25 protein-coding genes are annotated in these 24,461 nt (G+C 75.4%); 12 read left to right on the top strand and 13 right to left on the bottom strand.

From position 1 onward, the window contains the following. Positions 1 to 18 precede the first annotated feature (18 nt). Together IF01_RS0130870 and IF01_RS0130865 are read left to right on the top strand one after the other, a co-directional pair. Entirely contained in the window at positions 19 to 645 is a 627-nt protein-coding gene (locus IF01_RS0130870) for a NeuD/PglB/VioB family sugar acetyltransferase (protein ID WP_030396884.1), read from the top strand. A gap of 65 nt (positions 646 to 710) precedes the next feature. After that, positions 711 to 1,199, top strand: coding sequence for an NUDIX hydrolase (locus IF01_RS0130865; RefSeq protein ID WP_030396883.1), 489 nt, complete (start codon positions 711 to 713; stop codon positions 1,197 to 1,199). A 34-nt stretch (positions 1,200 to 1,233) separates the two neighbouring features. Here IF01_RS0130865 and IF01_RS0130860 read toward each other — a convergent pair whose 3' ends face one another. Together IF01_RS0130860 and IF01_RS0130855 are read right to left on the bottom strand one after the other, a co-directional pair. Continuing rightward, the gene (locus tag IF01_RS0130860) at positions 1,234 to 2,163 is read right to left on the bottom strand and encodes an NAD-dependent epimerase/dehydratase family protein (RefSeq protein ID WP_030396882.1); all 930 of its coding nucleotides are present in this window, start codon (positions 2,161 to 2,163) and stop codon (positions 1,234 to 1,236) included. Positions 2,164 to 2,341: 178 nt separating this feature from the next. Then, positions 2,342 to 2,752, bottom strand: a complete 411-nt coding sequence (locus IF01_RS0130855) for a PTS-dependent dihydroxyacetone kinase phosphotransferase subunit DhaM (protein ID WP_030396881.1) — start codon at positions 2,750 to 2,752, stop codon at positions 2,342 to 2,344. Between the two features lie 419 nt (positions 2,753 to 3,171). Between IF01_RS0130855 and IF01_RS0130850 the strand changes: the two genes are divergently transcribed. The 3 genes from IF01_RS0130850 to IF01_RS0130840 all read left to right on the top strand — a co-directional run bounded on the left by IF01_RS0130850 (position 3,172) and on the right by IF01_RS0130840 (position 6,641). After that, positions 3,172 to 3,408, top strand: a complete 237-nt coding sequence (locus IF01_RS0130850) for a DUF397 domain-containing protein (RefSeq protein ID WP_037781797.1) — start codon at positions 3,172 to 3,174, stop codon at positions 3,406 to 3,408. A 778-nt stretch (positions 3,409 to 4,186) separates the two neighbouring features. Beyond that, positions 4,187 to 4,681, top strand: coding sequence for a hypothetical protein (locus IF01_RS0130845; RefSeq protein ID WP_030396879.1), 495 nt, complete (start codon positions 4,187 to 4,189; stop codon positions 4,679 to 4,681). Between the two features lie 718 nt (positions 4,682 to 5,399). Then, complete coding sequence (locus tag IF01_RS0130840; RefSeq protein WP_037781777.1) at positions 5,400 to 6,641, top strand: acyl-CoA dehydrogenase family protein; 1,242 nt, start codon at positions 5,400 to 5,402, stop codon at positions 6,639 to 6,641. Positions 6,642 to 6,698: 57 nt separating this feature from the next. Here IF01_RS0130840 and IF01_RS0130835 read toward each other — a convergent pair whose 3' ends face one another. Continuing rightward, a complete protein-coding gene (locus tag IF01_RS0130835) occupies positions 6,699 to 7,919 on the bottom strand; it encodes an aminoglycoside phosphotransferase family protein (protein ID WP_244215683.1) in 1,221 nt (406 codons plus the stop codon). A gap of 476 nt (positions 7,920 to 8,395) precedes the next feature. Between IF01_RS0130835 and IF01_RS0130830 the strand changes: the two genes are divergently transcribed. Further along, on the top strand, positions 8,396 to 9,880 hold the full coding sequence (locus tag IF01_RS0130830) for a DNA-binding protein NsdB (RefSeq protein WP_030396876.1): 1,485 nt from the start codon (positions 8,396 to 8,398) through the stop codon (positions 9,878 to 9,880). Positions 9,881 to 9,982: 102 nt separating this feature from the next. Here the strand turns inward: IF01_RS0130830 and IF01_RS0130825 are convergent, their stop codons facing one another. Beyond that, entirely contained in the window at positions 9,983 to 10,429 is a 447-nt protein-coding gene (locus tag IF01_RS0130825; protein ID WP_157855393.1) for a PAS domain-containing protein, read from the bottom strand. Positions 10,430 to 10,710: 281 nt separating this feature from the next. On the opposite strand from IF01_RS0130825, the gene IF01_RS0130820 reads away from it, so the two are divergent. Continuing rightward, positions 10,711 to 12,219, top strand: a complete 1,509-nt coding sequence (locus IF01_RS0130820) for a hypothetical protein (RefSeq protein WP_030396874.1) — start codon at positions 10,711 to 10,713, stop codon at positions 12,217 to 12,219. A gap of 116 nt (positions 12,220 to 12,335) precedes the next feature. Here IF01_RS0130820 and IF01_RS0130815 read toward each other — a convergent pair whose 3' ends face one another. From IF01_RS0130815 to IF01_RS48600, 3 genes are all read right to left on the bottom strand, one after another. Continuing rightward, the gene (locus IF01_RS0130815) at positions 12,336 to 13,181 is read right to left on the bottom strand and encodes an undecaprenyl-diphosphate phosphatase (protein WP_030396873.1); all 846 of its coding nucleotides are present in this window, start codon (positions 13,179 to 13,181) and stop codon (positions 12,336 to 12,338) included. A 333-nt stretch (positions 13,182 to 13,514) separates the two neighbouring features. Beyond that, positions 13,515 to 14,210, bottom strand: a complete 696-nt coding sequence (locus IF01_RS0130810; protein ID WP_030396872.1) for a class I SAM-dependent methyltransferase — start codon at positions 14,208 to 14,210, stop codon at positions 13,515 to 13,517. Between the two features lie 84 nt (positions 14,211 to 14,294). Next, positions 14,295 to 14,525 carry a hypothetical protein gene (locus tag IF01_RS48600; protein WP_167349780.1) on the bottom strand — a complete coding sequence of 77 codons (231 nt, stop codon included), beginning with the start codon at positions 14,523 to 14,525 and terminating at the stop codon, positions 14,295 to 14,297. On the opposite strand from IF01_RS48600, the gene IF01_RS0130800 reads away from it, so the two are divergent. Further along, the gene (locus IF01_RS0130800) at positions 14,469 to 14,990 is read left to right on the top strand and encodes a DUF4396 domain-containing protein (RefSeq protein ID WP_030396871.1); all 522 of its coding nucleotides are present in this window, start codon (positions 14,469 to 14,471) and stop codon (positions 14,988 to 14,990) included. The two genes, IF01_RS48600 and IF01_RS0130800, sit on opposite strands and share 57 nt — an antisense overlap. A 172-nt stretch (positions 14,991 to 15,162) precedes the next feature. Here IF01_RS0130800 and IF01_RS0130795 read toward each other — a convergent pair whose 3' ends face one another. Next, on the bottom strand, positions 15,163 to 15,696 hold the full coding sequence (locus tag IF01_RS0130795) for a PadR family transcriptional regulator (protein ID WP_030396870.1): 534 nt from the start codon (positions 15,694 to 15,696) through the stop codon (positions 15,163 to 15,165). Positions 15,697 to 15,852: 156 nt separating this feature from the next. On the opposite strand from IF01_RS0130795, the gene IF01_RS0130790 reads away from it, so the two are divergent. Both IF01_RS0130790 and IF01_RS0130785 read left to right on the top strand, forming a co-directional pair. Continuing rightward, positions 15,853 to 16,614 carry an alpha/beta fold hydrolase gene (locus tag IF01_RS0130790; RefSeq protein ID WP_030396869.1) on the top strand — a complete coding sequence of 254 codons (762 nt, stop codon included), beginning with the start codon at positions 15,853 to 15,855 and terminating at the stop codon, positions 16,612 to 16,614. A gap of 69 nt (positions 16,615 to 16,683) precedes the next feature. Continuing rightward, complete coding sequence (locus tag IF01_RS0130785; protein WP_030396868.1) at positions 16,684 to 17,640, top strand: aminoglycoside phosphotransferase family protein; 957 nt, start codon at positions 16,684 to 16,686, stop codon at positions 17,638 to 17,640. On the opposite strand, the gene IF01_RS0130780 is transcribed toward IF01_RS0130785, so the two are convergent. The 5 genes from IF01_RS0130780 to IF01_RS0130760 form a co-directional block, all read right to left on the bottom strand. Then, positions 17,621 to 18,574 (bottom strand): 5-oxoprolinase subunit C family protein, encoded by a 954-nt coding sequence (locus IF01_RS0130780; protein WP_078880462.1) that lies wholly within the window; start codon positions 18,572 to 18,574, stop codon positions 17,621 to 17,623. The genes IF01_RS0130785 and IF01_RS0130780 overlap by 20 nt on opposite strands. Beyond that, positions 18,571 to 19,266, bottom strand: coding sequence for a 5-oxoprolinase subunit PxpB (gene pxpB, locus IF01_RS0130775; protein WP_078880461.1), 696 nt, complete (start codon positions 19,264 to 19,266; stop codon positions 18,571 to 18,573). Before pxpB ends, IF01_RS0130780 begins: the two co-directional genes overlap by 4 nt. Continuing rightward, positions 19,263 to 20,039 carry a LamB/YcsF family protein gene (locus IF01_RS0130770; RefSeq protein ID WP_233290518.1) on the bottom strand — a complete coding sequence of 259 codons (777 nt, stop codon included), beginning with the start codon at positions 20,037 to 20,039 and terminating at the stop codon, positions 19,263 to 19,265. The genes pxpB and IF01_RS0130770 overlap by 4 nt, the downstream gene beginning before the upstream one ends. Positions 20,040 to 20,155: 116 nt before the next feature. Next, a complete protein-coding gene (locus IF01_RS0130765; protein ID WP_063764339.1) occupies positions 20,156 to 20,758 on the bottom strand; it encodes a hypothetical protein in 603 nt (200 codons plus the stop codon). A 217-nt stretch (positions 20,759 to 20,975) separates the two neighbouring features. Continuing rightward, positions 20,976 to 21,749, bottom strand: a complete 774-nt coding sequence (locus IF01_RS0130760) for an IPT/TIG domain-containing protein (protein ID WP_030396863.1) — start codon at positions 21,747 to 21,749, stop codon at positions 20,976 to 20,978. Between the two features lie 160 nt (positions 21,750 to 21,909). Here IF01_RS0130760 and IF01_RS0130755 point away from each other — a divergent pair, with 160 nt between their 5' ends. Then, on the top strand, positions 21,910 to 23,445 hold the full coding sequence (locus IF01_RS0130755) for a hypothetical protein (protein ID WP_051742954.1): 1,536 nt from the start codon (positions 21,910 to 21,912) through the stop codon (positions 23,443 to 23,445). 101 nt (positions 23,446 to 23,546) lie between these two features. Further along, positions 23,547 to 24,422 carry a hypothetical protein gene (locus IF01_RS0130750; RefSeq protein WP_030396861.1) on the top strand — a complete coding sequence of 292 codons (876 nt, stop codon included), beginning with the start codon at positions 23,547 to 23,549 and terminating at the stop codon, positions 24,420 to 24,422. Positions 24,423 to 24,461: the final 39 nt, after the last annotated feature.

Genomic DNA, 24,461 nt, shown 5'->3' with positions numbered 1-24,461 from the left:
CCCGGCAGGATGGCCCCCATGCCCTCCGCGACGGACTCGCCCGCACTCTGGATCGCCGGCGCCGGAGGCGTCGGCCGCGAGGCGCTGGACACCGCGCTCGCGGCCGGCGTCCCGGTCGCGGGCTTCCTCGACGACCGCCAGCACGGCGCCACCGTCCGCGGCCTGCCCGTCCGTAGGCCCGCGGAGCTCGGCCCCGGCGCCCGCTACCTGGTCGGCATCGCCGACCCGGCCGTCCGGCAGCGGCTGTCCGCCCTGCTGGACGGCCGGGGGGCGGAGCCGTTCACCCTGGTCCACCCCCGGGCGCTGATCGCCCCGGACACCCTGCTCGGCCCGGGCTGCCTGGTGATGGGCGGCGCGTACGTGTCCAGCAGCGTCCGGCTCGGTGCGCACAGCCAGGTCCACTACAACGCGACGGTCGGCCACGACACGGTGTTCGGCGAGCGGGTGACGGTCTACCCGGGCGGCAACGTCTCCGGCGCGGTGCTGCTGGCCGACGGCGCCACCGTGGGCTCCAACGCGGTGGTGCTCCAGGGCCGCAAGATCGGCGCCGGGGCCTTCGTCGGCGCGGCCGCGGTGGTGACCAGGGACGTCGCCCCCGGCGAGGTGGTGGTCGGCTCCCCGGCCCGCCCGCTGCGCCGGTCCTGAGCACCCCACCCGCTGCTCCGCAGGTGCCGAACGGGCGGGTCGAGCGCCCCGATAGGCTGCGGGGCATGGCGATTCCGAAGTTCCTGGCCGATCTCCGCGCGGTCGTCGGCCCCCGCAAGCTCTGGCTCAGCGCCGCCGCCGCGGTCGTCCTCGACGAGGAGGGCCGGGTGCTGCTCGTCCAGCGCGCCGACGACGGCAACTGGGCGCCCCCGGGCGGCATCCTCGACCCGGGCGAGCAGCCGGCCGACGGGGCGGTCCGGGAGTGCCTGGAGGAGACCGGGATTGCCACCGTGGCCGAACGGCTCGTCGCGCTCACCGTCTCGCCGGACATCACCTACCCCAACGGCGATGTGACGCAGTACCTGGAGGTCGTCTTCCGCTGCCGCCCGCTGGGCGGGGAGATCGAGGCGGACGAGGACGAGACCCTCGCGGTCGGCTGGTACCCGCTGGACGCGCTGCCGCCGATGGGCGAGCGCGAACTCGGCTGGATCGACCGGGCGGTGTCCGGCGCGGCCGAGACGGCCTTCCAGTGGGACGGCGTACAGCGCTTCTGACGCACCAGGCCCTGGACCGGTCCGGACAGCACACCTAGAGGGTGCGGAACCAGGCCGCCGTCCGCTCCAGGCCCTCGCGCAGCGGGACCGGGCGGACGTCGGGGAACAGCTCGCGCAGCCGCGCGTTGTCGGCCTGCGAGTCCCGGACGTCGCCCGGCCGGGGCTCGGTGTGCGCGACCTCGACGGGGTGGCCGAGCACCGACTCCAGCTCGCCGACCAGCTCCAGCAGCGAGGTGCGGGTGCCGAAGGCGAGGTTCACCGGGTCCGCGCTCACGACCCGGCGCAGCACCGCGTCGGTGATCACCTGGGTGACGGTGCCGACGAAGGTGAAGTCCCGGCTCTGCCCGCCGTCCCCGTGCACGGTCAGCGGCCGCCCGGCGAGGGCGGCGTCCAGGAAGGCCGGGACGACCGCCGCGTAGGCGTGCCCGGCGGGCTGCAGCGGGCCGAACACGTTGAAGAACCGCAGCGGCAGCACGCCCAGCCCGTAGCAGTGGTGGTAGGCCGCCAGATAGGCCTCGGTGGCGAGCTTGCTGACCGCGTACGGGCTCATCGGCGCGGTGCGCATGGTCTCCCGCTTGGGCAGCTCCCGGTTCGCGCCGTAGACCGAGGAGGAGGACGCGGCGGCCACGTAGAGGCCCCCGGCGCGGCGGGCGGCCTCCAGGACCTCCAGGGTGCCGGTGGCGTTGGCGTGGTGACTGGCCAGCGGATCGGCCACCGAGCGCGGTACGGAGGGCAGCGCGGCCAGGTGGACCACCGCGTCGGCACCGGCGAAGGCGTCGTCCAGCAGCTCCGGGTCGAGGATCGTGCCCTCGTGGAGCACGGCCCCGGTGCCGACCAGGTTGGCCTTCTGCCCGGTGGAGAGGTTGTCCACGACCCGGACCTGGTCCACCTCGGGCCGGGCGAGCAGGGCCCGGACCAGGTTGGCCCCGATGAATCCGGCTCCGCCGGTGACGACCACACGCATGGCTGAGGTTCCCCCCTCGCGACGACCCGGCCCGCTCGGCCGGCCCCGCGCCGATGGTAGCCGCGCGGTCACCCGCCGTGTGCCGGAACGCCGAGAACGGCCGCGGGCGGCCGGAAGCGGCCACGGGAGGCGTCGGCGGCCCCGTCCCGGCGGCCCCCCGGCGGCGCCCCGACCCCGGTCAGCCCTTGGGCTGGCGGTACGCCTCCTCGGCGGCGTCCAGCACCGCCGCGAGGTCGCCGCCGGCCGTGGCGGTGGCCACCGCGGCCACCGCGCCCTCGACGAACGGGGCGTTGGCGAACCGCACCGGGAACGGCAGCCCGTGCTCGTCGGCCTCGGCGAGCAGCGCCCGGACGGTGGTCACCGCGCCACCGAGGTCGGCCAGCACGACCACGCCGTGCCCCTGGTCGACCCGGCGGGTGGCGGCGGCGACGAGCACCGCGCTGATGCCGGGTCCGTCGACGAGGTCCCCGCCGGTGCCGGCCACCGGGGCGGGGGCGGTGGAGGGGGTCAGCGCGAGCGCCAGGGCGCGGACGGCGTTGGCGAGTTCCTGGCTGTGCGACACCAGGACGACCCCGACCCGGCCGTGCAGGGGCGGACGGCCTGGGGTGGGCCGGGGCAGCGGGGTGGGCGCGGGCGGGGTGCGGGGCGCCGGCGGTTGCGCCGAGGCGGCCTCGGAGATGGGGATGACATCGGCGCGGGTGCCGTCCCGGCGGCTCATCGGTTGCTCCTCGGGGCGTTCGGCGGGGGCTCCCCGGGCTGGGGGCTCCCCGGGGCGGGGACTTCCCCACACTGTGGCAGTTCGCCCGCCGCGCGCCCGCGCGGGACACGCGCCCCCGGGGGTGCGCCGGGGCGTGCGGGGCGGCGTCCGCCCCGCCGCCGTCGGCCCGCCCCCTCCGGCCGGTGGAGACCTGGTGATCCCGCTGACCGGGACCGTGCCGGTGACTAGGCTGGGCGCGTTCAGGCCGTCGGGAGGAGAGAGCAGCAGTGGCAGCCAACAGCGGGACCGGGGTGGAGGCGACCGAGGTGGTGGAGCTCGCCGCGAGCGGCAAGCCGAAGGTGGACTTCACCGGGGCGACCTGGCTCTTCAGCAGCCAGGGTGTCGGGGACGTCCAGATCGCCTTCGTGGACGGGTACATCGGCATGCGGGACGGCCGTCAGGAGGACGGCCCGATCCTGGTGTTCACGCCGGGGGAGTGGCGGGCCTTCGTGCTCGGCGCGCGGGACGGCGAGTTCGACCTCACCTGACCGGATCCGAGGGGCCGCGGCCCCTCGCCGGGTGCCGGTCCGGGCCGCCGGGTCGGCACCCGGCCGGTTACTCGGACACCCGGGTCGGCACACGGATACCCCTCAGGGGTGTCCGGGGACGGTCGTACGTCCCCGAAGGTCTCCGGCCGTCATCATTCCGATCACATTTGAACGTGCCCCGTCATAATTTCTGTTGACTGCTGGACAAACGCAGCTCAGAGTATGAGCACAGGCAGACGCCGTGCCCACCGCCCCCACGCGGCCAGACACGGCGCCTGCTGTGCGACCCGGCAGCGCTGCCGAGCCTCCTCCCAGTCATCCCTCTGCGCACCGGGGGTGCGTCGGCCGGTCCCGGCCCACAAGGGGCCGGCAGTCGCCGGGAGGATGGCGCCGGTCCCCGAGAGCGACTCAGGGGCGGCACCGTGCTCGGGACCCGCACGCCCCCACGCGGCGGCGTCCCGAGCAGGTCTGCGGGAGCGACGGGCCGGGGCCCCGCAGACCTTGCCTGTGAAACATGGAACTGTTGGCTTGTGTGCTGTGCGGCGCGACGGCGGAGCTGGGTGCTCGGCACGACGGTGTGCACAGTGAGGGAAACGCGTGTAGGGCCGCGTTGCGACAGGCCGTCCCCCCGGAGGGTGAAACCCAGAACGGCTGCCGTGCTGAACCGAACGTAGCCCGGACGGTTGCTCAGAGTCAACATTGGTCTCTGAGCGTGGATCTCCGTCCGGCGCCCCACCCACCCCGCGAGCGCGGTGTGGCGGGCACGTACGATGTTCCCATGTCTTTTCTCCGCCGTCGCTCCGGTCAGCCCACCGGCCCGGACTTCGACGTGCTCGCCATGGACCCGGGCGACTGGCCCGGTGACTTCGGTGCAGCCATGATGACCGGCCCGGACGGCGCCTGCCAGGGGATTTTCCTGCGCTACGACCTGTTCGGCGGCAGAGGCCCGGCGATGTTCATCGGCAACCTCCCCGAGGGCTCGCCGGCCCGCGAGACCGGCGACAGCGTGCCCTTCGAGGTACGCCAGTTGCTCGCGGCCCTGGAGAACGAGGAACCGGTCGACTTCGTCTCGGCGGAGGACTTCCCCGTCATGCTCGGGGACGATCTGCTGATCGTGAAGAAGGTCAAGGTCAGCGAGGGCCGGGTCTTCTGTGCCCAGTTCGGCCGGAGTGACGGCGTGCAGGTCACCATCGCCTCCTGGGACCGGCCGATTTCGGACGATCTCTACCAGTTGCTCAAGCCGCTGCCCGCGGACATGTTCCAGCAGGGCTGACCGAGGCGGGCCGATGGCCCGGAGGGCAGCGTTCCGGTTCCCGTTCGGCCGCCCCCGGGGCGTCCGCCGGGGTGCCCGTCGGGACATCCGTCGAGGTGTCCGACGCGGGTACGGGCGTGCTGCCGAGCCGGATGTTCACCCGGATGTTCACCGGGACGCCCGTGACGACACCCGTGACGACGTCCGCCGCGAGGTCCGCGGCGGCGCCCGCCGGGGTGTCCGGCGCGAGTTCGGCCCCGACCTGGGCCGCTCCGCCCGGTCCGTGCCTCGGGCGCTGCTTGACGGCTTCGATCACGGCTTCGTAAAGTCGCGAACATGCCGTGCCGTCTCCCGCTGCTGACCCGTCGCAGCTACCTCGACCTGCGGCGCACCGCCAGCGCGGCGTGTCCGGGTCACTGAGGGGGATTCGTCCCCGAGGCGGCGGGCGGCCGGCCGAGCGGCCGGCGCCGATCCGGGGGCGGCCCCTGTGCCGGGCCCCGGGTCCCGGGGTGGGCATCGAGCCGGAGTCCCGGGCCGCCACCAGGTACCGCGCGCCCGTCCCGGCGTGCCGCCCGCCGTTCCCCGCACCAGCCGACGGGGGTACCGGCGCCGACAGTGGAACGGCCGAGTCCCCGACGACAGCGGAGGCGTGGCCGCGCCGGCCGTCGGCACCGGGCCCGAGCCCCGCCGCCGGGTGCGGACCCCGAGCCCACGCTGCCGCCCCGGAGGCCCCAGCCCCATGAGTACCGTCGCTGCCGACCAGTCACCCGCCGTCCCGTCCCCCGACCCCGCGCCGTCCCCGGTCGAGGCCGCCCTCGCCGGGCTGCCCCGGGTCGTCGACCTGCTGGCCGCCCGGGCCGAGGAGCACGACCGCGACGCGACCTTCCCGTACCAGGGCATAGAGGCGGTGCACGAGGCCGGACTGCTGACCCTGACCGTCGACGCCCGCTACGGCGGTCCCGGCGGCACGCTCGCCGACACCGTCCGGGTCCTGGCCCAACTCGGGCGCGGGGACGCCTCGGTGGCCGTGGTCACCGCCTTCACCCTGCTCCAGCACGCCGAGCAGGCCCGGACGGCGGCCTGGCCGACGGCCGGCTACCGGCGGCTGCTCACCGAGTCCCGGCGCGGTCCGGCCCTGGTCAACACCCTGCGGGCGGAGCCCGGGAGCCGCGAGGGCGAGCCGCCGGCCACGGTGGCGCGACGGGACGGCGAGGCCTGGCTGCTGACGGGCCGGAAGACGTACTGCACCGGCGCCGAGGCGCTCGCCTGGATGGCGGTGACCGCCCGGACGGACGAACCGGTGCCCCGGACCGGCACCTTCCTGGTGCGCGGCGAGAGCGAGGGCCTGGAGGTCGACCCGACCTGGGACCAGCTCGGCCTGCGGGCCAGTGCCAGCCACGACGTGGTCCTCGACGAGGTGCGGGTACCGGCCGAACTCGCCCTCGGCCTGAACCCGCCCGGGAGCGGTGCCGGAAAGGGAGCGGCCGCTTCCGCTGCTGCCGCCGCTGCCGTTCCGGCGGCCGAACTGGCCCGGGCCTGGCACGATCTGGCGCTCTCGGCGGTGGCCGTCGGGGTGGCCCGCTCGGCCCAGGACTGGCTGGTGCGCTTCCTGCACCAGCGAACTCCGGCCAATCTGACCGAGCCGCTCGGCAGCCTGCCCCGCTACCGCAGCGCGCTGGGCGAGATCGAGGCCCAGCTGATCGGTGCCGAGGAGCTCGTCCACGGCCTGGCCGCGCGGGTGGACCGGGCCGAGCCGGAGGCGGTGGCCCGGACGGGGCCGGCGCACCTGCTGGCCACCCGGGCGGCGACGGCCGCCGTCCAGCAGGCCGTCTCGCTCACCGGCAACCCGGGGCTGAGCCGGCGTCACCCGTTGGAGCGGTACCTGCGGGACGTGCTCAGCAGCCGGGTGCATCTGGCCCCGGACGAGGCCGTCCTGGAGGCCGCCGGTCGGGCCGCCCTGGAGCGCGGCGCGCGGCACTGACCGGTCGGCGGGGGCGCCGTCCGGAGGAGCACCGGACGGCGGCGGCCCGGACGGGTCTCACCTGGTCCCGACGGCGGCCCGGACCGCCCGGCGGGCCAGCGCGGCGTCGTCGTAGAGCCGGCGGATCATGATCCGCTGCTCCTCGCCGGCGCCCGGCACGTCGTACAGCCGGATCTCCCGCATCAGCACCAGCACCAGGTTCACCAGGAACGCGTCCCGGGCCATCGTGCCGCCGCTCTGGGCGAGTTGGCTGATCTGCCGACGGGCCGCGGTGTCGCCGGAGAGCACGCTCCAGAGCACCGCGAGGTCGTAGCCGGGCAGGTACCAGCCGGCCTGCTCCCAGTCGACCAGCACCGGCCCGGACGGCGCCAGCAGCATGTTGCTGAGCAGCGCGTCGCCGTGGCAGAGCTGGAGCGGACCGTGGCCGAGCCCGTGCAGCAGACCGCGCAGGTCGCCGGCGTCCCGGTCGGTGAGCTGGCCCACCGAGTGGTAGCGGGCGATCTCCAGCTGGTAGTCCAGCCGGGGCTGGAAGACGTCGGTCGGCGGACGCCACAGGTTGAGCGTCCGGACGGCGGTGAGCAGCGCGCGCACCTCGCCGGGCGTCGGGGCGTTGACCGGGTGGCGCTCCCGGGCCGCCGGCCGGCCGGGGACGCGCTCCATGACCAGCACGCAGCGGTCGTGGTCGGCGGCCACCAGCCGGGGCAGCCGCACCGGCGGACGGTGCCGCACGAAGGCCCGGTAGACCGCGACCTCGTGGTGGAAGTCGGCGACCAGCTGTTCGAAGTACTCGCTCCGCACCGCCTGCGGGGCGAGGCACTTGGCCACCACCGGCGCCCGGCCGATGGTGCCCGCCACCAGGATGTGGCGGCTCCCCTCGCGCAGCACCTGGCGCGGGGTGAAGGCGGGGCATATCCGCGCGACCCCGGCGAGGGCGGCCCGGACGGCCGGGGTCTGGAGCGCGGAGGGGTCGATCCGCTCCTGCGACACGGGCTGGCCCGGCCGGGTCGGCGGGCGCAGCAGCCGGCCGTCGCCGGGGCGGACGGCGGGGATCCGGGCGCCGGGCAGGCGGGGGCCGGCGGTCTCGGCCGGGCGCAGTCCCAGCGCGGTCCGGGTGGCCTGGCCCCGCGCGTCCCCGGGCCGGCCGTCGGCGGCGCGCGGGGCGGCGGGCCGGGACGGCGGCGGGACCTGCTTCGGGCCGGGACGGCCGACGGCTGCGGTGGGGGGGCGCAGCGCGGTGCGGGTCGTGGTCGGCGTCGGGGAGGTCGCTGAGGAGTACATGGGGTGAGGGTGGTCCCTTCCTGTCCGGCTGCGGGTGCGGCCCCGCAGGGGGTTGCGGGGAGGGCCGGTGCCGTGTGCTTCCTGGCGTGACGGCGGCCCTGGCTCGGTCGGGTGGTGCGCGGGCGCCGGGCACGGACGCCGGGGCCGTAGCCCCGTGCTGCGGCGGTGGACCGGCCGTCCGCACCCTGGGGAATGCGGTCGGCCGGTACTGCCGCGGCCGTGCCCGGCGCTCCCGCGCCACCCGGCCGCGCCACCCCCTCGGGTGAGAACCGGGGGCGCCCCCCGACCCGTGCGGGGGAACCCCGTACCGGCCTGGGACACCGCCCGACCCGGGGGTCGAGGTGGCGCACCTCTACATCACACCCGGATGCCGGTGGTTGGTAATGTGGCGGACCCTGGCGAAGCCTGGCGAATGCTCGCCCGGCACATGACGGAGCCTCTAGCCTCGAACCAGCCGAGGAACCTGGGGGCTTCACGTGAGCAGGGGACCCAACACCCGACTCGCCGATCTGTTCGTCCTGACCGGATGGTCCAAGGGCGAGCTCGCGCGGCTGGTCAACAGGCGTGGTGCCGCGATGGGACAGCAGCAGCTGTCCACCGACACCTCGCGGGTGCGGCGGTGGATCGAGCAGGGGGAGATCCCGCGCGATCCGGTGCCGAGGGTACTGGCAGCCGTGTTCACGGAGCGGCTCGGCCGTGTCGTCACCACTGAGGACCTCGGTCTGGAACGACACCGGCCCACCAGGACCGGAGCGGCGCAGTCCGCCACCTCGTCACCATGGGAGCCGGATCGAACGGCCGCGGTCCTCACCGAGTTCACGGGAATGGACCTCATGCTGAACCGACGTGGATTGGTGGGCGCGGGTGCCGCGCTCACCGCGGGGGCGGTCGTCGCCGACTCGCTGAAGGGCTGGCTGGGAGGGGCGGAGGTCGCGTACGCGGCGTCGGCCCCCGGCCCGCGCCCGGTGCTCACCGAGGGCGGTGCCCGCCCGGTGGTGGACCTGTACGACCCGGGCCCGGTCGGGCTCGACGAGGTGGAGGCGCTGGAGCGCTCGGTGCAGGTGTTCCGGGCCTGGGACGCGGCCCGCGGCGGCGGCCTGCAGCGCAAGGCGGTGGTCGGCCAGCTCAACGAGGTGGGCGGCCTGCTGACGCACCGCCACAGCCCGGCCGTGACCCAGCGGTTGTGGCTGGTCGCGGCCAACCTGGCGGTGCTGGCGGGCTGGATGTCGCACGACGTGGGCCTGGAGCCGACCGCGCAGAAGTACTTCATGCTGGCGGCGGACTCGGCCCGGGAGGCCGGCGACCGGCCCCGGGCCGGGGAGGCGATCTCCCGGGCGGCGCGCCAGATGGTGCACCTCGGGCGGGCGGACGAGGCGATCGGGCTGATGGCGGCGGCCAAGGCCAGCGGCGGCCGGATGCTGCCGAGAACGCGCGCCATGCTGAACACCGTCGAGGCCTGGGCGCACGCCTCGATCGGGCAGTCGCAGGCGACCTGGCGGCTGCTGGGCGAGGCGGAGGACCTCTTCGCCGAGGACCCGGACGGCCCGCCGCCGTCCTGGATGCAGGTCTTCGACGAGGCGGAGCTGCGCGGGATGCAGGCGCTGGTGCTGCGGACGCTCGCCGAGCACGACCGGGCGGCCGCCGACCAGGCCCGCCGGCACGCCGAGCGGGTGATCCGGCTGCGGGAGGGGACGGGGCAGCTGCGCTCGGCGCTGTTCGACCGGATCACGCTGGCCTCGGTGCACTGGCTCACCGGCGAGCCCGACGCGGCGGACACCCAGTGCAAGCTGGTGCTGAACCTGATCGGCCAGAACTCCTCGCACCGCACCTGGGACCGGCTGCGGGAGATGTACCGGCTGACCGCGCGCTACCGGGGGGTGCCGGTGGTGGACGAGCTGCGGGAGCAGCTGGGGCGGGAGCTGCGGGCGGCGGACGCGAAGAAGCGGCCCGCGCGCGCCTGACCCGGGCCCGGCGACGGCCGGGCGCCCGGGGCGGGCCTGTCGGGAAGGTCGGGCCGGTCGGAAGGGGCGCCCGGGTCGGGAAGGGCCCTGCGGACCGGTGGGTCAGGAGGGGTTCGCGGGGCGCAGCAGCATGCGCAGCGCGGTGACGGTGCCGTCGGTGCCCAGCACGGGCTCGCCGGTGCACTCGATCATGCCGTGCCCGCCGTCGGGCCGCCGGACCTGGAGGGTGCCGAAGGCGTACCGGCCGTGCACCAGCGCGTCGGTCATCATCCGGCGCAGCTGGGGCCGGTCCGCCTCGCTGAGGCGGTCGGGCAGCCGGTCCAGGCTGAGCGGTCCGTGTCCGGGGTCGCAGCCGAGCAGCCGGTAGGCCTCGGCGGACCAGCGGACGTCGTCGGTGAGGAGGTCCCACTCGGCGGAGCCGATCACGGCCGCGCCGGTCGAGGTACGGATGGCGCTGTCCACTCTTTCGCCCACCGGCCCCTCGCCGTCCGTCGCGCCCTCGTTCGGGGGCGCGACGGGTGGTGGGCCGGTCGTGGGCGACTTTTGCATGGTGAGTCCAGTGGTCCGTTCGTGGAGAGCGGCCGGTGCGTGGTGGCATCGACTGTCGCACAGCGGTCTCACCCCTGTGGGCGATTTGGACAGATCGCCGTCAAAGTTCCCCCGGCATATGCCAGTGCGCACAAAGGGCCGGTCGCCCTGTGTGCGACGGGCTGCCCGAGGCGGTAACCTTCGGTGATTCCGGCGCCCGGGCGCCCACCGCAGTACCCACCAGAGACCCCGGCGACGGAAATCCCGTTGCCACTACGACCGCCGCAACGGATGCTGACCTCATGTTCGAGCCAGTGATAGCACCCAGTGCCAGCCTCCTCGGCCTCCTGCAGCGAGGTCGCGGTGACGGGCAGCTCCATGCGCTGGCCGCCGACCGCACCGAGGCCATCGCCGCGCTGGAGGAGTGCGTCACCAGGGACCCGCGAGCCGACTGGCAGGTCGAGAACCGTTCCCTCTACTACGCGCGCCTCTACATGGAGTTGGAGGCGCCGCTCGACGGGATCGAGGACCACCTCCACTCCCCGGAGGACCTCCTCGACGAGGACGAGGCCCGCACGGGCCTCGCGCTCTCCGTCCTGGGCCACCTCGCCGCGTACGGCCGGCGGGACGCGCTGATCGTGCTCCGCGAGTACGCCGCCACCGGCACCAACTGGGCCTGGGCGCTGGACGAGCTCGCGCTGCGCGACGACGACCGCGGCCTGCTGCTGCTCGGGACGGCCGTACTGGACCGCTTCGCCCCGGGCCCCGAGGGCGACGCCGAGCTGCGCGAGACCGTACGGAGCGCGTACGAGCCCAGGCCCTGGCGGCTCTGGGCCGCCTACCACCCGAGGGTCGCGGCCGCCAGCGAGCAGGCCCCCTTCGACGTGTGGCAGCGCCAGCTGAACCGCAGCGGGGTGACCCCGGGCTGGTCCACCGCCGATGTGCTGGCCTGGGCCGACCAGGGCGATCTCGGCGGCCTCGGTGCCGCGGCCTTCGCCGGCGGCCCGGTCCGCTCCGGTTCCTCGCCCGACGCCGGACCCGGTCCGGACGCGGTGGACCGCCGCGCCGCCGCCGCCGCCCGCTGCCTGGCCGCCGTGGTGCGACCGGAGGACCGGCCCGCCGTCCTGGAGGCGGCCCGCACCGGTCTGCCCGGTGCCCGCCGGGCGGCCCTGCGCCACCTCGTCGACCGGCAGGACCCGGCCGCGGCCGGGCTGATCGAGGCCGCCGCGGCGGAGGTCGACGACCGGCTGGTCCGGTTCGCCCTGGAACTCCTCGGGCGGATGCGCGGCCCGGAAGCGCTGGCCCACGCCCGCCGCTGGGCCGATCCGGCCACCGGGGGCGCCGACAGCGCCCTCGGCGAGGCCGCCGTCCGGCTGCTGGCCGACGCGGGCGAGCCCACCGACGCCCCGCTGGTGGTGGGCGGGCTGCGCCGCTGGGTCCTGCTGCACGGGGTGTCCGGCGCCGATGCCGGGCTCGGGACGCTGGTCGACGGCGCGGGGCGGCTGACCGCCACCGAGGCCGTCCCGGTCCTGCGCCACATCTACGGCGAGGCCGTCTCCTCGGAGCTGCGCGGCCGCGCGGCCCGGGCGCTCGCCGCGACCGACGTGCACTTCCCGGAGGGGCCGGCCGTCGAGTGCCTCTGGGACTGCGAGGAGTCCACCCGGGAGCTCGCCGCGAGGCACGTCGCCACCACCGGCGACGCCCGCGTGCTGGAGCGCCTGCGCCGCCTGGCCGCCGACCCGGCCGAGGAGGCCGAGGTCCACGCCGCCGTGCGCGGCCGGCTCACCTCCGCCCGCGAGCGGAGCAGGTAGCCGCAGCCGAGGGGCGATCGAACAGCGGGAACGACGGAGCGGGCCGGTCCACCACGAGGGTGGACCGGCCCGCTCCGTCGTTCCCGGGGTCCGGGAGAGTGGAATGGAACGCGGTTCTACTTCACGACCACGCCGGCGTCGGGCGCCAGGGTGCCCACGGACACCAGGACGATGATCAGGATGCCGAGCGCGATCCGGTAGATCACGAAGGGCATGAAGCTGTTGTTCGAGATGTACTTCAGGAACCAGGCGATCGCCGCGTATCCGACCACGAAGGCGATCCCGGTGGCCAGGATGGTCGGCCCCCAGGCCGGCGCCGGGCCCTCGCCGATCTTGAACAGCTCCAGCAGGCCGGAGGCCAGCACGGCCGGGATCGCCAGCAGGAACGAGTACCGGGCCGCCGCCTCGCGGCTGTAGCCGAGCAGCAGACCGGCGCTGATCGTGCCGCCGGAGCGGGAGACGCCGGGGATCAGGGCGAGCGCCTGGGCCATGCCGTACGTCGCCGCGTGCGGCAGGGTCAGGTCGGAGATCGGCTTGGCGTGCCGGACCGCCCGGGTGCGGTCGGCGATCGCGAGCACCACGCCGAACAGGATCAGCGTGCTGCCGATGATCCGCAGATCGCGCAGGTCCTGCTCGATGGTGTCCTGGAACAGCTTGCCCAGGATGCCGATCGGCAGCGTGCCCATGATCACGAACCAGCCCATCCGCGCGTCCTGGTGCGAGCGCAGCGCGGGCCGGAACAGCGAGAGCGTCCAGGTCTTGATGATCGCGGCGATGTCGCGGCGGAAGTAGATCAGCACGGCGGTCTCGGTGCCGAGCTGCGTCACCGCGGTGAACGCCGCTCCCGGGTCCTGCCAGCCGAACAGGGCGGGGAAGACCCGGAGGTGGGCGCTGGAGGAGATCGGGAGGAACTCGGTGAGCCCCTGGATCAGGCCGAGGACGGCCCCGTGGAACCAGTCGATCACCGGACACCCGCCCGGGGTATCCGTCGGTCGATGCGCATGAAGCGTTCCTTGTTGGTCGGTGCGGGAACGGCCCTGCGAACCGGTCGGCGCGGTCCAGTGGCGCGGTCCGATGGCAGGCGAACGACCGGTCCCGCCCGGCGCTCGGGCCGCGCGCGGGCCCGGCGTCCGCCTGATGCTACGCCGTTCAGGTGACAGCTTTTCGCCCGCCCCACCTCCGGCGCACCGTCCGGCACACGGTTCCTCCCCGCTTCCTCCCCTTTCGCCCGGATGCTGCCCGGGTACCGCCCGGGTGCGGCCCCGGGCGTTGTTCCGATGCCGCCCGGGTGCGGCTCAGTCGGCCGTCGGTCGGGCCCGCGCCCAGGTCCGGTCCTCGGTCAGATAGGTGTCGACGGTCAGCCCGGCCTCGGCCAGCGCGCGTTCGAACTCGGCCCGGTCCATCGGGCGGGACGGGAAGGTCTGGGTCCACCGGGCGTCCGGGAACTCGTACACCACGTGGATCCGGTTCACCCCGTCCCCGACGGGTGTCGCCGATTCCACCCTGACCAGGCCGTTCTCCCCGAGCGCCCGCTCGCGCGGGACGTTCGTCTGCCAGTCCTCGCCCTCGCGCTGGACGAGCACGCAGCCGTCCGGGGCCACGTGCCGGCGGCAGGTCTCCAGCAGGCCCCGGCGGACGGCGAGGCTGCCGGCGTGCACCAGGAAGGAGGCCAGCAGGACGACGTCGAAGCGCTCGCCGAGGTCCAGCCGTTCGATCGGGGAGAGCGCCGTGCGGGCCCCGCGGATCCGCGCCAGCATCGGCGCCGACTCGTCCACGGCCGTCACCCGGAAGCCCCGCGCCACCAGCGGGTGGGTCATCCGGCCGACACCGCAGCCGAGCTCCAGCAGGCTCGCGCCGGGCGGCACGGCGCCGGCGATCACCTCGACCTCGTCGCGGACCGGCAGCCGTTCGTACATCTCGACCGCGCATCCGTCCGGGGTGATCGCCCCGGGGCCGGTGCCGTCGTATCCCTCGCGTCGTTCGTCGGTCATGCGAACCATCCGAGCACGGTCGGCGCGCGGTGGGAAGAACGCGGGGCGAACGAGGCTTGGCAGATACCCCTGGGGGGTATACAGTCATCGACGAGCCGGGCAGCACGGCGAAGGAACGAGTACCTGGAGGACGACATGGCGCACCCCGCCCAGCACGAGCGGCAGCACAGCGGTCACGACCGCCACGACCACCGCGACCATCAGGGACACCCCGAGCACGATGCGGGCCACCAGGGGCGCGAGGACCATGGGCAGGACATGGACCACGAACAGCACCGACAACACCGGGCCGACCATGCGGGGCACGTGCACCACGCGCAGCACGGGCACGGCGGCGGGGGCGTGACCTGGGCGGCCGCCGCGCAGGCGACGCTGCACTGCCTCACCGGCTGCGCCATCGGCGAGATCCTCGGCATGGTGCTCGGCACCGCCTTCGGCCTGCACAACGGCGGCACCGTGGTGCTCTCGGTCCTGCTGGCCTTCGTCTTCGGCTACGCGCTGACCATGCGCGGCGTGCTCAAGGCGGGTCTGGACGTCCGCACCGCGGTGAAGGTCGCGCTGGCCGCCGACACCGTCTCGATCGTCGTCATGGAGATCATCGACAACAGCGTGATGGTGACCGTGCCCGGTGCCATGGACGCGGGTCTCGGCGACATCCTGTTCTGGTTCGCGCTGGCCGGTTCGCTGGTCCTGGCCTTCGTCCTGACCGTTCCGGTCAACAAGTGGATGATCGGCAAGGGGCGCGGTCACGCCGTGGTCCACGCCTACCACCAGCACTGATCGCTCCACCGGCACCGACCGGTCCACCGGCGCTGCCCGCCGCACCGGACGCCGCGGCCCGCACCGACCCCTCCGCAGGGGGTCGGCGCGGGCCGCGGCGTTTTCGCGTGCCGGGACCGGGACCGGGACCGGGGTCGGGGGCCGGGTGATCGGTCCGGGCTCCGGCTCCCGCTCAGACCGAGCGGTCGAGCTCCGCGAGGGTGGTGCGCAGCCAGTCCCGCTCGGCGGCGGTGGTCGCGCGGGCGATCAGCAGCATCCCCCGGCGGAACGGGTCGGTGGCCTCCTCGGCGCCGACCGGCCGGTCCCCCTCGTAGAAGAAGCTGGCCGGTTCGTCGAGGAAGGCGAGGCGGCGCCGGAGCACGGCCGCCTGCGCGGCCGGCTCGCCGTCGAGGTGCCGGAGGAAGGCGAGCACGGTGAACCAGCGGTTCTCGTCGCTGACGTCCAGGTCGTCCGGGGTGCGCAGCCGGTCCAGCAGGGTGGCCCGGCCGGCGTCGGTGAGCCGCAGGGTGTGCCGGGGGGCGGCCGCCGCGCCGGGTTCGGTCGAGCGGACGAGGAGCCCGTCGCTCTCCAGGCGCTTGATCGCCGGGTAGAGCGTGCCGTCGCTGATCGGACGCACGTGGCCGGTGAGCGCGGCGAGGTGGCGGCGCAGTTCGTAGCCGTGCAGGGGCCGGTCGTGGAGGAACCCGAGGATCGCGAGCTTCAGCATGGGTCCACTCTGCCAGACGGGACGAGATATATCGGTGTTGCTATATCTCGACTCCGAGGTATGGTCGCTCCGCCGCCCCGGGGAAGAGCCGGGAGGCGGCGGTCCCCGTGGACGCCTGCCCGGGGCCCCCTGTCGACAGCAAAAAGGAGCACGACCGTGCGCGATGCCACCGTCACCCCGAACGGCGACCGGATCCGCTGGGTGGAGATCCCCGGCAAGGAGCCCGTCCGCCTCTATCTGCACGGCCTCGGCTCCAGTTCGCCCGTCTACTACGCCGCGGCCGCCGCCCACCCGCTGCTCACCGGCCACCGCGCGCTGCTGCTCGACCTGCTCGGCTTCGGCATCAGCGACCGTCCGACCGACTTCTCATACACCCTGGAGGCGCACGCCGACGCCGTCGCGGCGGCCGTCCGGGCAGCGGGAGCGGAGCGGGTCGAGGTGATCGGCCACAGCCTGGGCGGCGCGGTCGCCATCCTGCTCGCCCACCGGCACCCCGGGCTGGTCGACCGGCTGGTCCTGGTCGACTCCGTCCTCGACCCGGTCACCCCGGCCCGGACCCCGGGCGGCAGCGGGATCGCCTCCTTTGCCGAGCAGGAGTACCTGGCCGGCGGGTGGCAGCAAGTGGAGCGGTGGGCCGGCCCGTTCTGGTGGGCCACCATGCGGCTCGCCGGGCCCGAGGCGCTGCACCGCACCGCCGTCCATCGCTGCCGGGGGACCGTTCCGAGCCTGCGCGAGCAGCTGCGGGGCCTGGACGTGCCGCGCACCTTCCTTTATCCCGAAGTCGACGGCGAGCCGGCCGGTGCGGAGCTGCTCCGGGAGTCGGGAGTGACGCTGGTGGCGGTGCCGGACTGCGGGCACAACATCATGATCGACAACCCGGACGGCTTCGCCGAGGCCACCGCCGCCGCGCTGGCGTAGCGTCGTTCTGCCCGTCTGCCCGTCTGCCCGTCTGCTCGCTGTCCGACTCTCGCGAGGAGTGGTCCCGTCGTGCCGATCCAGGTCCCCGAGGCGCTGGTCGCCTCCCTCGTCGAGTGGCACGGCGCCGACGGTCGCGCCTGGGCCGACGGGCTGCCCGCGCTCGCGGCGGCCACGGCGGACCGCTGGGGGCTGCGCCTCGACGGCCCGCCCGCGCACGGCGTGGTCGCCCTGGTCCTGCCCGTCCGGCGGGCCGACGGTTCCCGCGCCGTGCTCAAGCTCCAGCGGGTGGACGAGGAGACGCAGGGCGAGCCGCTCGCCCTGCGGGCCTGGAACGGCCGGGGCGCCGTCCGACTGCTCGACCTCGACCCGGACAGCGGATCGATGCTGCTGGAGCGCCTCGACCCGGCCCGCTCCCTGCTCGCCCTCCCCGACGACGCGGCGGCCACTCGCGTCCTCGCCGACCTGCTGGCCGAACTGACGGAGCGTCAGGCGCCGCCCGGCCTGCGGTCCCTGGCCGGGATCGCGGACGGCATGCTGGCGGAGGTCCCGGCCGCGCGCGAGCGACTGGCGGGGGAGGACGACCGCCGACTGCTGGCGGATCTGGCGGCGGCCCTGCGCGAGGTCCGGCCCGAGCCGGGGGACCGCCTGCTCCACTGGGACCTGCACTACGGCAACGTGCTCGCCCCGTCGGCCCCCGACGCCCGAGCGCCCTGGCTCGCCATCGACCCCAAGCCCCTGGCCGGCGACCCGTGCTTCGAACTCCTCCCGGCCCTGGGGAACCGCTGGTCCGACCTCGCCGCCACCGGCGACCTGCCGCGCGCCCTGCGGCTGCGCTTCGACCTGCTGACCGAGCGCCTCGCGCTGGACCGCCCCCGCGCCGTCCGCTGGACCCTCGCCCGCGTCCTGCAGAACGTCCTCTGGGACGTCGCGGACGGCGGGTCGGCGATCGACGGGACGCAGCGGACGATCGCGGAGGCGCTGTCGGGAAGCCGGGGCGGTCCGGGGATCACCCGGGCAGGACGGTGAAGCGCAGCGGGGTGCCCGGGCGGGCCTGCGCGGCGGCCGCGAGGTCGGCGACGGGCACCACGCCGACGACGGGGTAGCCGCCGGTCGTCGGATGGTCGGCCAGGAAGACCACCGGCAGTCCGTCCGGCGGGACCTGTACGGCGCCCAGCACCATGCCCTCGCTGGGGAGTTCGCCGTCCCGGGCGCGGACCAGCGGCGGGCCCTCGGTGCGCAGCGCGATCCGGTTGGCGGCCGGGGAGACCCGGTAGGTGTCGCGGGCGAGCCGGGCGAGGGCGTCCGGGGCGAACCAGTCCGCCCGGGGGCCGGGCCGCAGCCGCAGCACCAGTTCGCCCGGGGGAGCGGGCAGCGGGACCAGTTCCGGCGTCGCCCGGCGGGGCGGCCGGGGGCCCACCGGCAGGCGGTCGCCGGCGGACAGCGGGGCCGGGCCGAGCCCGGAGAGCAGGTCGGCCGAGCGGCTGCCGAGCACCGGCGGGACGGCGATCCCGCCCGCGACGGCCAGGTAGGCGCGCACCCCGGCGGTCGCGGCGCCGACGTCGAGCACCGACCCGGCGGGTACCGGGACCGGGGCGCCCCAGGCGGCGGGCCGTCCGTCCACCCGGACCGGGCAGGGAGCCCCGGTCACCGCGACCAGCAGCGGCCGCAGGGCCCGCAGCGCGACGCCGCCCAGGGTGGTCTCCAGGGCGGCGGCCCCGGGTTCGTTCCCGAGCAGGCGGTTGGCCGCCCGCAGCGCGGGTTCGTCCACCGCCCCGGCCCTCGGCACGCCGAGGTGGGCGACGCCGCGCCGCCCGAGGTCCTGCACCGTGGTCAGCGGACCGGGGCGCACCACCACCAGCCCGTCCACCCCAGCCACCCCGTCCACCCCGTCCACCCCGTCCACCCCAGCCACCCCGTCCGCCGCGTCCACCCCGTCCGCCGCGTCCACCCCGGCCGTCATCGGGAGCCCGCCCGGACCGGGGTGAAACGCACCCGGGTGCCCGGGGCGAGGAGCGCGGCCGGGGTGCGGGCGGTGTCCCACAGCGGGAGGGCGGTGCGGCCCAGCAACTGCCAGCCGCCGGGGGAGGAGCGCGGGTAGACACCGGTGTAGGGCCCGGCCAGGGCGACCGAGCCGGCCGGGACGGCGCTGCGCGGGGTGGCCCGGCGCGGCACCTCGTACCGCGCCGGCAGGCCGGTGAGGTAGCCGAAGCCGGGGGCGAAGCCGCAGAACGCCACCACGTACTCGGGCGCGGTGTGGATCCGGACGGCCTCCTCGGGCGGCACGCCCCACCGCGCGGCGACCTCGGCGAGGTCGGCGCCGTCGTAGACGGTGGGCACCTCGACCAGTGGGCCGGCGGCGGTGGTCGCCCGGTCCGGGCGGGCGGTGCGCAGCAGCCGGGCGAGTGCGGGGACGTCGGCCACGCCGTCCAGCAGGACGGTGTGCGCGGCGGGCACGATCTCCTCGACCGGCGGCAGCTCGCCGGTCGACTGCCGTTCGCGCAGCCAGCCGTAGAGGGCGGTGACCTCGGCGGCGTCGGGCAGCTCGACCAGCAGCGCGCGCTCGCCGACGGGGCGCAGCACCGGACCGGGGCCCTCGCCGGCCGGGTCGCCGGCCCGGTCGTCGGTGCCCCCGGCCGCGCCGCCCGCCGTCATGCGAAGGCCTCCACCCGGACCCCCGCCGAGGCGAGCGCGCCCCGGATCCGCCAGGCGAGCTGGGCCGCGCCGGGGGTGTCGCCGTGGACGCAGAGCGAGCGTGCCGCGACGGCGATCCGTTCGCCGCCGACCGCGTCCACCGCGCCGTCGCGGGCGATGCCGACCGCGCGGGTGATGACGGTCCCGGGGTCGTGCACCACGGCGTCCGGTTCGCGGCGCGGGACGAGGGTGCCGGCCCAGGTGTAGGCCCGGTCGGCGAACGCCTCGGTGACCACCGGCAGCCCGACGTCCTCGGCGACCGCCAGCAGCCGGGAGCCGGGCAGGCCCAGTACCGGCAGCGGTCCGTCGCAGACCGCCCCGGCCCGCAGGATCCCGGCCACGACGGCCTCGGCCTGCTCGGAGTCGGCGACCACCCGGTTGTAGAGGGCGCCGTGCGGCTTGACGTAGGAGACCCGGGAGCCGGCGGCGCGGGCGAAGACCTGGAGGGCGCCGATCTGGTAGGCGATCTCGTCGGCCAGTTCCTCGGGCGGCACGTCCATGGCCCGGCGGCCGAAGCCGGCGAGGTCCCGGTAGGAGACCTGGGCGCCGATCCTGACCCCGCGTTCGGCGGCCAGTGAGCATACCCGGCGCATGGTGGACGGGTCTCCGGCGTGGAAGCCGCAGGCGACGTTGGCGCTGGTGACGACGGAGAGCAGGGCCTCGTCGTCGGTCAGCGTCCAGCGTCCGAACCCCTCTCCGAGGTCCGCATTGAGATCGATCACCGCATCGGTCACGCCCGTCCGCCTCCCAGCAGCTGTTGAGGCAGATGGTAGGGCCTGCGCCCGGTCGGCCCGCCCCCGGTGACGGTCGGTCGGCCCTCCGGCAACGCCCGGCCCGCCCCCCGCGGCGGTCAGCCCGCCGCCGGGGCCGTTCCGTGCCCGGGCCCGGTGGGGTCGGTCGGCCGCGGCCCTTCGGGGAGCCGGGCCACCCGCGCGGCGAGCTCGGCCCGTTCGACCAGCGGCCGCAGCGCCCGCAGCACGATCAGCAGCGGGACGACGCCCACCACCCCGAACGACATGTCGATGAAGCGCCAGTACAGCGGGATGCCCCGGAGCGGCCCGCAGATCAGCGCGAGCGGGATGATCCCGGCGCAGGCCAGTACGGCCCAGCGGATCACCCAGACATTGCGCACCGGGTCCTTGAGCGGTCCCGCGAACGCCGCCGCGATCACCAGGTGGGCGAAGGCGAGCCAGTCGGTGCCGTAGGCGAGGAAGGGGTAGCGGTCGTTGGTCTCGGCGATGCCGTCCCGGACCCGGAGGATCCACTCCAGCAGGGCGGGGAAGCGCTCGGTCACCGGGGCGCCGGGACCGGCGGCCAGGTCGGCGAGCCAGCGGGTCTCGCTCTCCAGGGGGAAGGCCGTCAGTCCGCTCAGGACCAGGCACACCACGAAGACCCAGAGCAGGCGCCGCACCCGTCGCAGGGTCGTCCGGTCGTTGTCGGTCGCGTCGTTCATCTGCGTCCACCCATGACGAGGAGGCAGGTCGGGCTGCTCCCGCCTGCACGGGAGCGACTCTAGACCTCCGAATTGAACGCGTTCAACTCGCCCTGGCAAAGGCGTCCCGGAGGTGCCCCGAAGGCGTCCCGGAGGCGCTCCGGGGGTGGCCGGACGCACTCGGGCCCGGTACCCGGGGCGGGTACCGGGCCCGAGCGGAGGCTCGGAGGAACCGGGGTCAGGGCGTGTAGGTGAAGCCCGTCGGCGTCGCGACGGAGCCGCCCGGGGTGACCAGGGTGACCGGGACGCTGCCCGAGCCGGCCGGGGCGGTGACCACGCACGCGGTGTCGGTGCAGCTGCCGGTCGCCGGGGTGTTCCCGAACAGCGCGAAGCCGTTGGTCAGACCGGTGCCGGTGATCGTCACCGCGGTGCCGCCGGCGGCCGGGCCGGTGCTCGGCGCGAGCGCGGTGACGGCCGGCGCGGCCGGGGTCACCGGCGCCTGGGGCCCGCTGCCCAGCAGGTAGCGGGAGACGTTGTCGGACGGGTCGGCGTCGTCCTTGTTGGCCGCCGTGACGGTGATCACCCCGGACGGCCGGGTGCCGTGCGAGCTGACCTGGACCTTCATGAAGTCGCTGCGCCCGGGCGCCCGGGTGCCGGTGAACACGGCCTCCAGCCGGCGGCCGTCGGGGGAGACGGTCTGGGTGAAGGTGTAGTCGTACGGGGTGGAGTACATCAGCGCGCCGTTGGTGGTGAGCCCCGGCGGCAGGTCGACGGTCAGCCGGGTCACCCCGGTGACGTCGGCGGTGCCGGTGGACTTCCAGGTCACGCTGAAGCTGGTGTTGTCGACCGGGAACATCGGGTAGTTGCCGGCCTGCGTCACGGTGACGTTCGGGCCGCTCACGGCGGTCGCGACGGCGGTGGGCGCGGCGGTGGCGACGGCGGCGGTGGCGACGGTGAGCGTGGTCACGGCCAGTGCGGCGGCGAGGCCGCCTCGAACCAGTCTGGTGATCATACGAAGCATCATGGCCGAGCCCGGGGATCATCGGGAGGCTTTTCTCGAAAGCGAGTTCTAACCGGGGACGGCCCGGAGGCGCCCCGTCCGCGGGCCTGTCCGGAAGGTCCGTTTCGGTCGATGTCGGGGCCTGCCTCTACTCTTGTCCACCGTGACCGTCATCGCCGACCAGCCCACTGAGCACGGCCCCCGGCCGCCCGCCGGGCCCGCCGTCGCCGCCGCGCGGCCCGCGCCCGGCCCCGCCGCCGACGAGGGCCTGGCGCGCCGGCTCAAGGCGCTGGCCTGCACCGCGCCCCTGCACGACCTGGACAGCCGCAAGGTGATGCTGGCCGGCGAGTACGGCGGCTACGCGATGGCCGAGGTCGGGCTCGCCGCGATCGACCTCGTCACCCTCAACATGGACTTCGACACCGGCGCCGACCGGGAGATAGTGCTGGCCCGGCTGCTGCCCCGGGTCGCCGCCCAGGCGCCCGGCCGCCCCGCCGCCGAGCACCAGCGGGTCGGCCGCTGGGTGCTGGAGTCCCTGATCAACGTCGGCAGCGTCGACCGCGGCTTCCGCGCCGTCTACGGCACCTTCGGCGCCGACGGCGAGTACGTCCGCCGCGACTACGACTTCAAGCTGATCGAGGAGGTCCCGGGCCCCGACGGCGGTGTCTACCTGCGCACCACCGACGAGGCGGTCAACGTCCTGGTCGGCGCGCTGGACACCGACGTCACCTCCGCCCAGATCGCCGCCGAGGTCAAGCTGGAGGTGCTGATCCGGCGCGGCCGCCTGGCCGACGCCCAGCTCGCCGCCGAGCAGGCCCGCTACCGCACCGTCCAGTACGCCGAGACGCTGCGCCGCGCCCTGGAGGCCACCCGCCGTAACGTCCGCGCCGTCGACTGGATGCAGGCGATCCCGGACCTCATCGACGAGGCGCTCGACCACATCGCCGACCGCTACCGGCACGAGAACGCGATTCTCACCAACATCCGCAAGGCCCGCGACGAGGCCGAGGACCCGGAGCACAAGCGCCGCGCCGCCGAGCTGGTCGACATCGTCAAGGACTGCATCCGCCGCCACACCCAGCTGCAGACCAGGCTGCTGGAGGCGGGCCCGCTGTTCCGCGCCGAGCAGGACCGGCAGGCCTTCGCCACCCCCGGCGCCCGCAGCGGCATCGACCTCTACGGCCAGCTGCTCGCCCCGGTGCTCCGGCTGCCGATAGCGCAGGCCGTCCGCCCCACCGGCGCGTTCTTCGCCCGCGGCACCGGTCTGCGCACCCCCGCCTCGGTGCGCGTCGCGGACCTGGTCGACCTGCTGCTCACCCCGCCCGTCGAGCGCGAGCACCTCGGCGCCGAGCTGCCCGACCCGGACCTCGTCGCCACCCCGGACGACAGCCGGTTCTCCGAGGCCCAGCTGGAGGCCGCGCTCGTCCTGCTCGACCTGCCCGCCGACGCGCCCCGCCGGCTCTCCGGCCTGCTCGCCGAGGCCCGCGAACAGGACCCGGAGCTCCCCTACCTGGTCGCCCTGCTGGCCGTGCACGCGGCCAGCCCGCCGGTCGGCACCGCCTACCGGCAGGGCGAGGAGCGGCTGCTCTTCGCGGTCGACGACGGCACCCCGCTGCACGACCCGGAGTTCGGCGGCGCCGACCTCGTCGTCGGCAGCGCCCTGCTCGACGCGGCCGGGATGGCCGCCGACCGCAAGGACGCCGGCTGACCGCCGGCCACCCCCGCATCCCGCCGTGAAGCACTTCCGAACGACCCGCCCGTGAACCACCCGCCCGTGAACCACCGCAACGCCCCCGAGGAGCACCGCCCGTGACGACCCACCACGACACGTCCTGGGCGCCCGAGACCGAACCGGCCGCCCCCGCGCCGATCACCCCGGCCGACGTCGCGGACGCCGCCCGCCTGGTGTCCTTCGGCCTCCAGGCCAAGCTGCTCCCCGCCCGCGACACCGAGTACGCCGAACTCGTCCGCCGCCACCGCGAGGACCCGCCGTTCGCCCGCCTCGCCGACGCCGTCGCCACCGGCATGGGCCTGGTCGTCCTGGAGGTCTCCCCGCGCGCCGGCATGGCCGTCGCCGCCGCCGAGGACTCCGTCTTCGCCGTCCGGATGGGCGACTACTCGCGCCGCGCCGCCTCCGAGTCCACCGACCGCTTCCTCCACGGCCTGGCCCACCTGGCCGTTGCCGCGATGGCCTTCCCCCGCCCCGAGGACCTCTCCGACGACGGCTACCTCGGCCGGATCACCGTCAACGGCGTCGACGCCTTCGTCCGCCAGGCCTGCCGCCGCCTGGAGGAGCAGGCCGCCGCCGACGGCGACAACACCGATCCGCAGAGCGACGCCCCCGGCCTGGAGGCCGCCTGGCGGGTCTGGGCCCGGCGCACCGCCACCGGCGCCACCAAGGACGCCCGCCGGCTCTCCGGCTCCACCATCGGCATCGTCGCCAAGGCCGTGCTGTTCCTGGTCGACTCGGGCTTCCTGCAGAAGGTCTCCGACGACGCCGGCGGCACCTACCGCACCACCGCCCGCTACCAGCTCCAGGTCCGCGACCTGGCCGGCGGCGCCGCCATGGCCGAACTGCTGGACCTCGGCATCGTGCCGGTGTCCGACGGCAGCGCCTCCCTGCTGCCCCCGGACACCGGGGACGACCTGGTCGCCGACGCCGGACTGCCGTTCCACTCGCTCTAGCCCCCGCGCCCCAGCCCCACCCAGCCCCAGCCCCTGTCC

Origin of the sequence: Kitasatospora purpeofusca, assembly GCF_000718025.1 — a bacterium.
GTDB classification, from domain to species: Bacteria; Actinomycetota; Actinomycetes; order Streptomycetales; family Streptomycetaceae; genus Kitasatospora; species Kitasatospora purpeofusca.
The sequence above is the reverse complement of the archived record's forward strand: the minus strand, read 5'-3'. Positions and strand labels throughout refer to the sequence as shown.

Coding starts and splice junctions, on each gene's coding strand:
- IF01_RS0130760 (WP_030396863.1), bottom strand. CDS start 21,749: ATGATCACCAGACTGGTTCGAGGCGGCCTCGCCGCCGCACTGGCCGTG.
- IF01_RS0130860 (WP_030396882.1), bottom strand. CDS start 2,163: ATGCGTGTGGTCGTCACCGGCGGAGCCGGATTCATCGGGGCCAACCTG.
- IF01_RS0130780 (WP_078880462.1), bottom strand. CDS start 18,574: ATGACGGCCGGGGTGGACGCGGCGGACGGGGTGGACGCGGCGGACGGG.
- IF01_RS0130865 (WP_030396883.1), top strand. CDS start 711: ATGGCGATTCCGAAGTTCCTGGCCGATCTCCGCGCGGTCGTCGGCCCC.
- IF01_RS0130765 (WP_063764339.1), bottom strand. CDS start 20,758: ATGAACGACGCGACCGACAACGACCGGACGACCCTGCGACGGGTGCGG.
- IF01_RS0130840 (WP_037781777.1), top strand. CDS start 5,400: ATGAGTACCGTCGCTGCCGACCAGTCACCCGCCGTCCCGTCCCCCGAC.
- IF01_RS0130825 (WP_157855393.1), bottom strand. CDS start 10,429: ATGCAAAAGTCGCCCACGACCGGCCCACCACCCGTCGCGCCCCCGAAC.
- IF01_RS0130810 (WP_030396872.1), bottom strand. CDS start 14,210: ATGACCGACGAACGACGCGAGGGATACGACGGCACCGGCCCCGGGGCG.
- IF01_RS0130870 (WP_030396884.1), top strand. CDS start 19: ATGCCCTCCGCGACGGACTCGCCCGCACTCTGGATCGCCGGCGCCGGA.
- IF01_RS0130820 (WP_030396874.1), top strand. CDS start 10,711: ATGTTCGAGCCAGTGATAGCACCCAGTGCCAGCCTCCTCGGCCTCCTG.
- IF01_RS0130795 (WP_030396870.1), bottom strand. CDS start 15,696: ATGCTGAAGCTCGCGATCCTCGGGTTCCTCCACGACCGGCCCCTGCAC.
- IF01_RS0130800 (WP_030396871.1), top strand. CDS start 14,469: ATGGACCACGAACAGCACCGACAACACCGGGCCGACCATGCGGGGCAC.
- IF01_RS0130845 (WP_030396879.1), top strand. CDS start 4,187: ATGTCTTTTCTCCGCCGTCGCTCCGGTCAGCCCACCGGCCCGGACTTC.
- pxpB (WP_078880461.1), bottom strand. CDS start 19,266: ATGACGGCGGGCGGCGCGGCCGGGGGCACCGACGACCGGGCCGGCGAC.
- IF01_RS0130835 (WP_244215683.1), bottom strand. CDS start 7,919: ATGTACTCCTCAGCGACCTCCCCGACGCCGACCACGACCCGCACCGCG.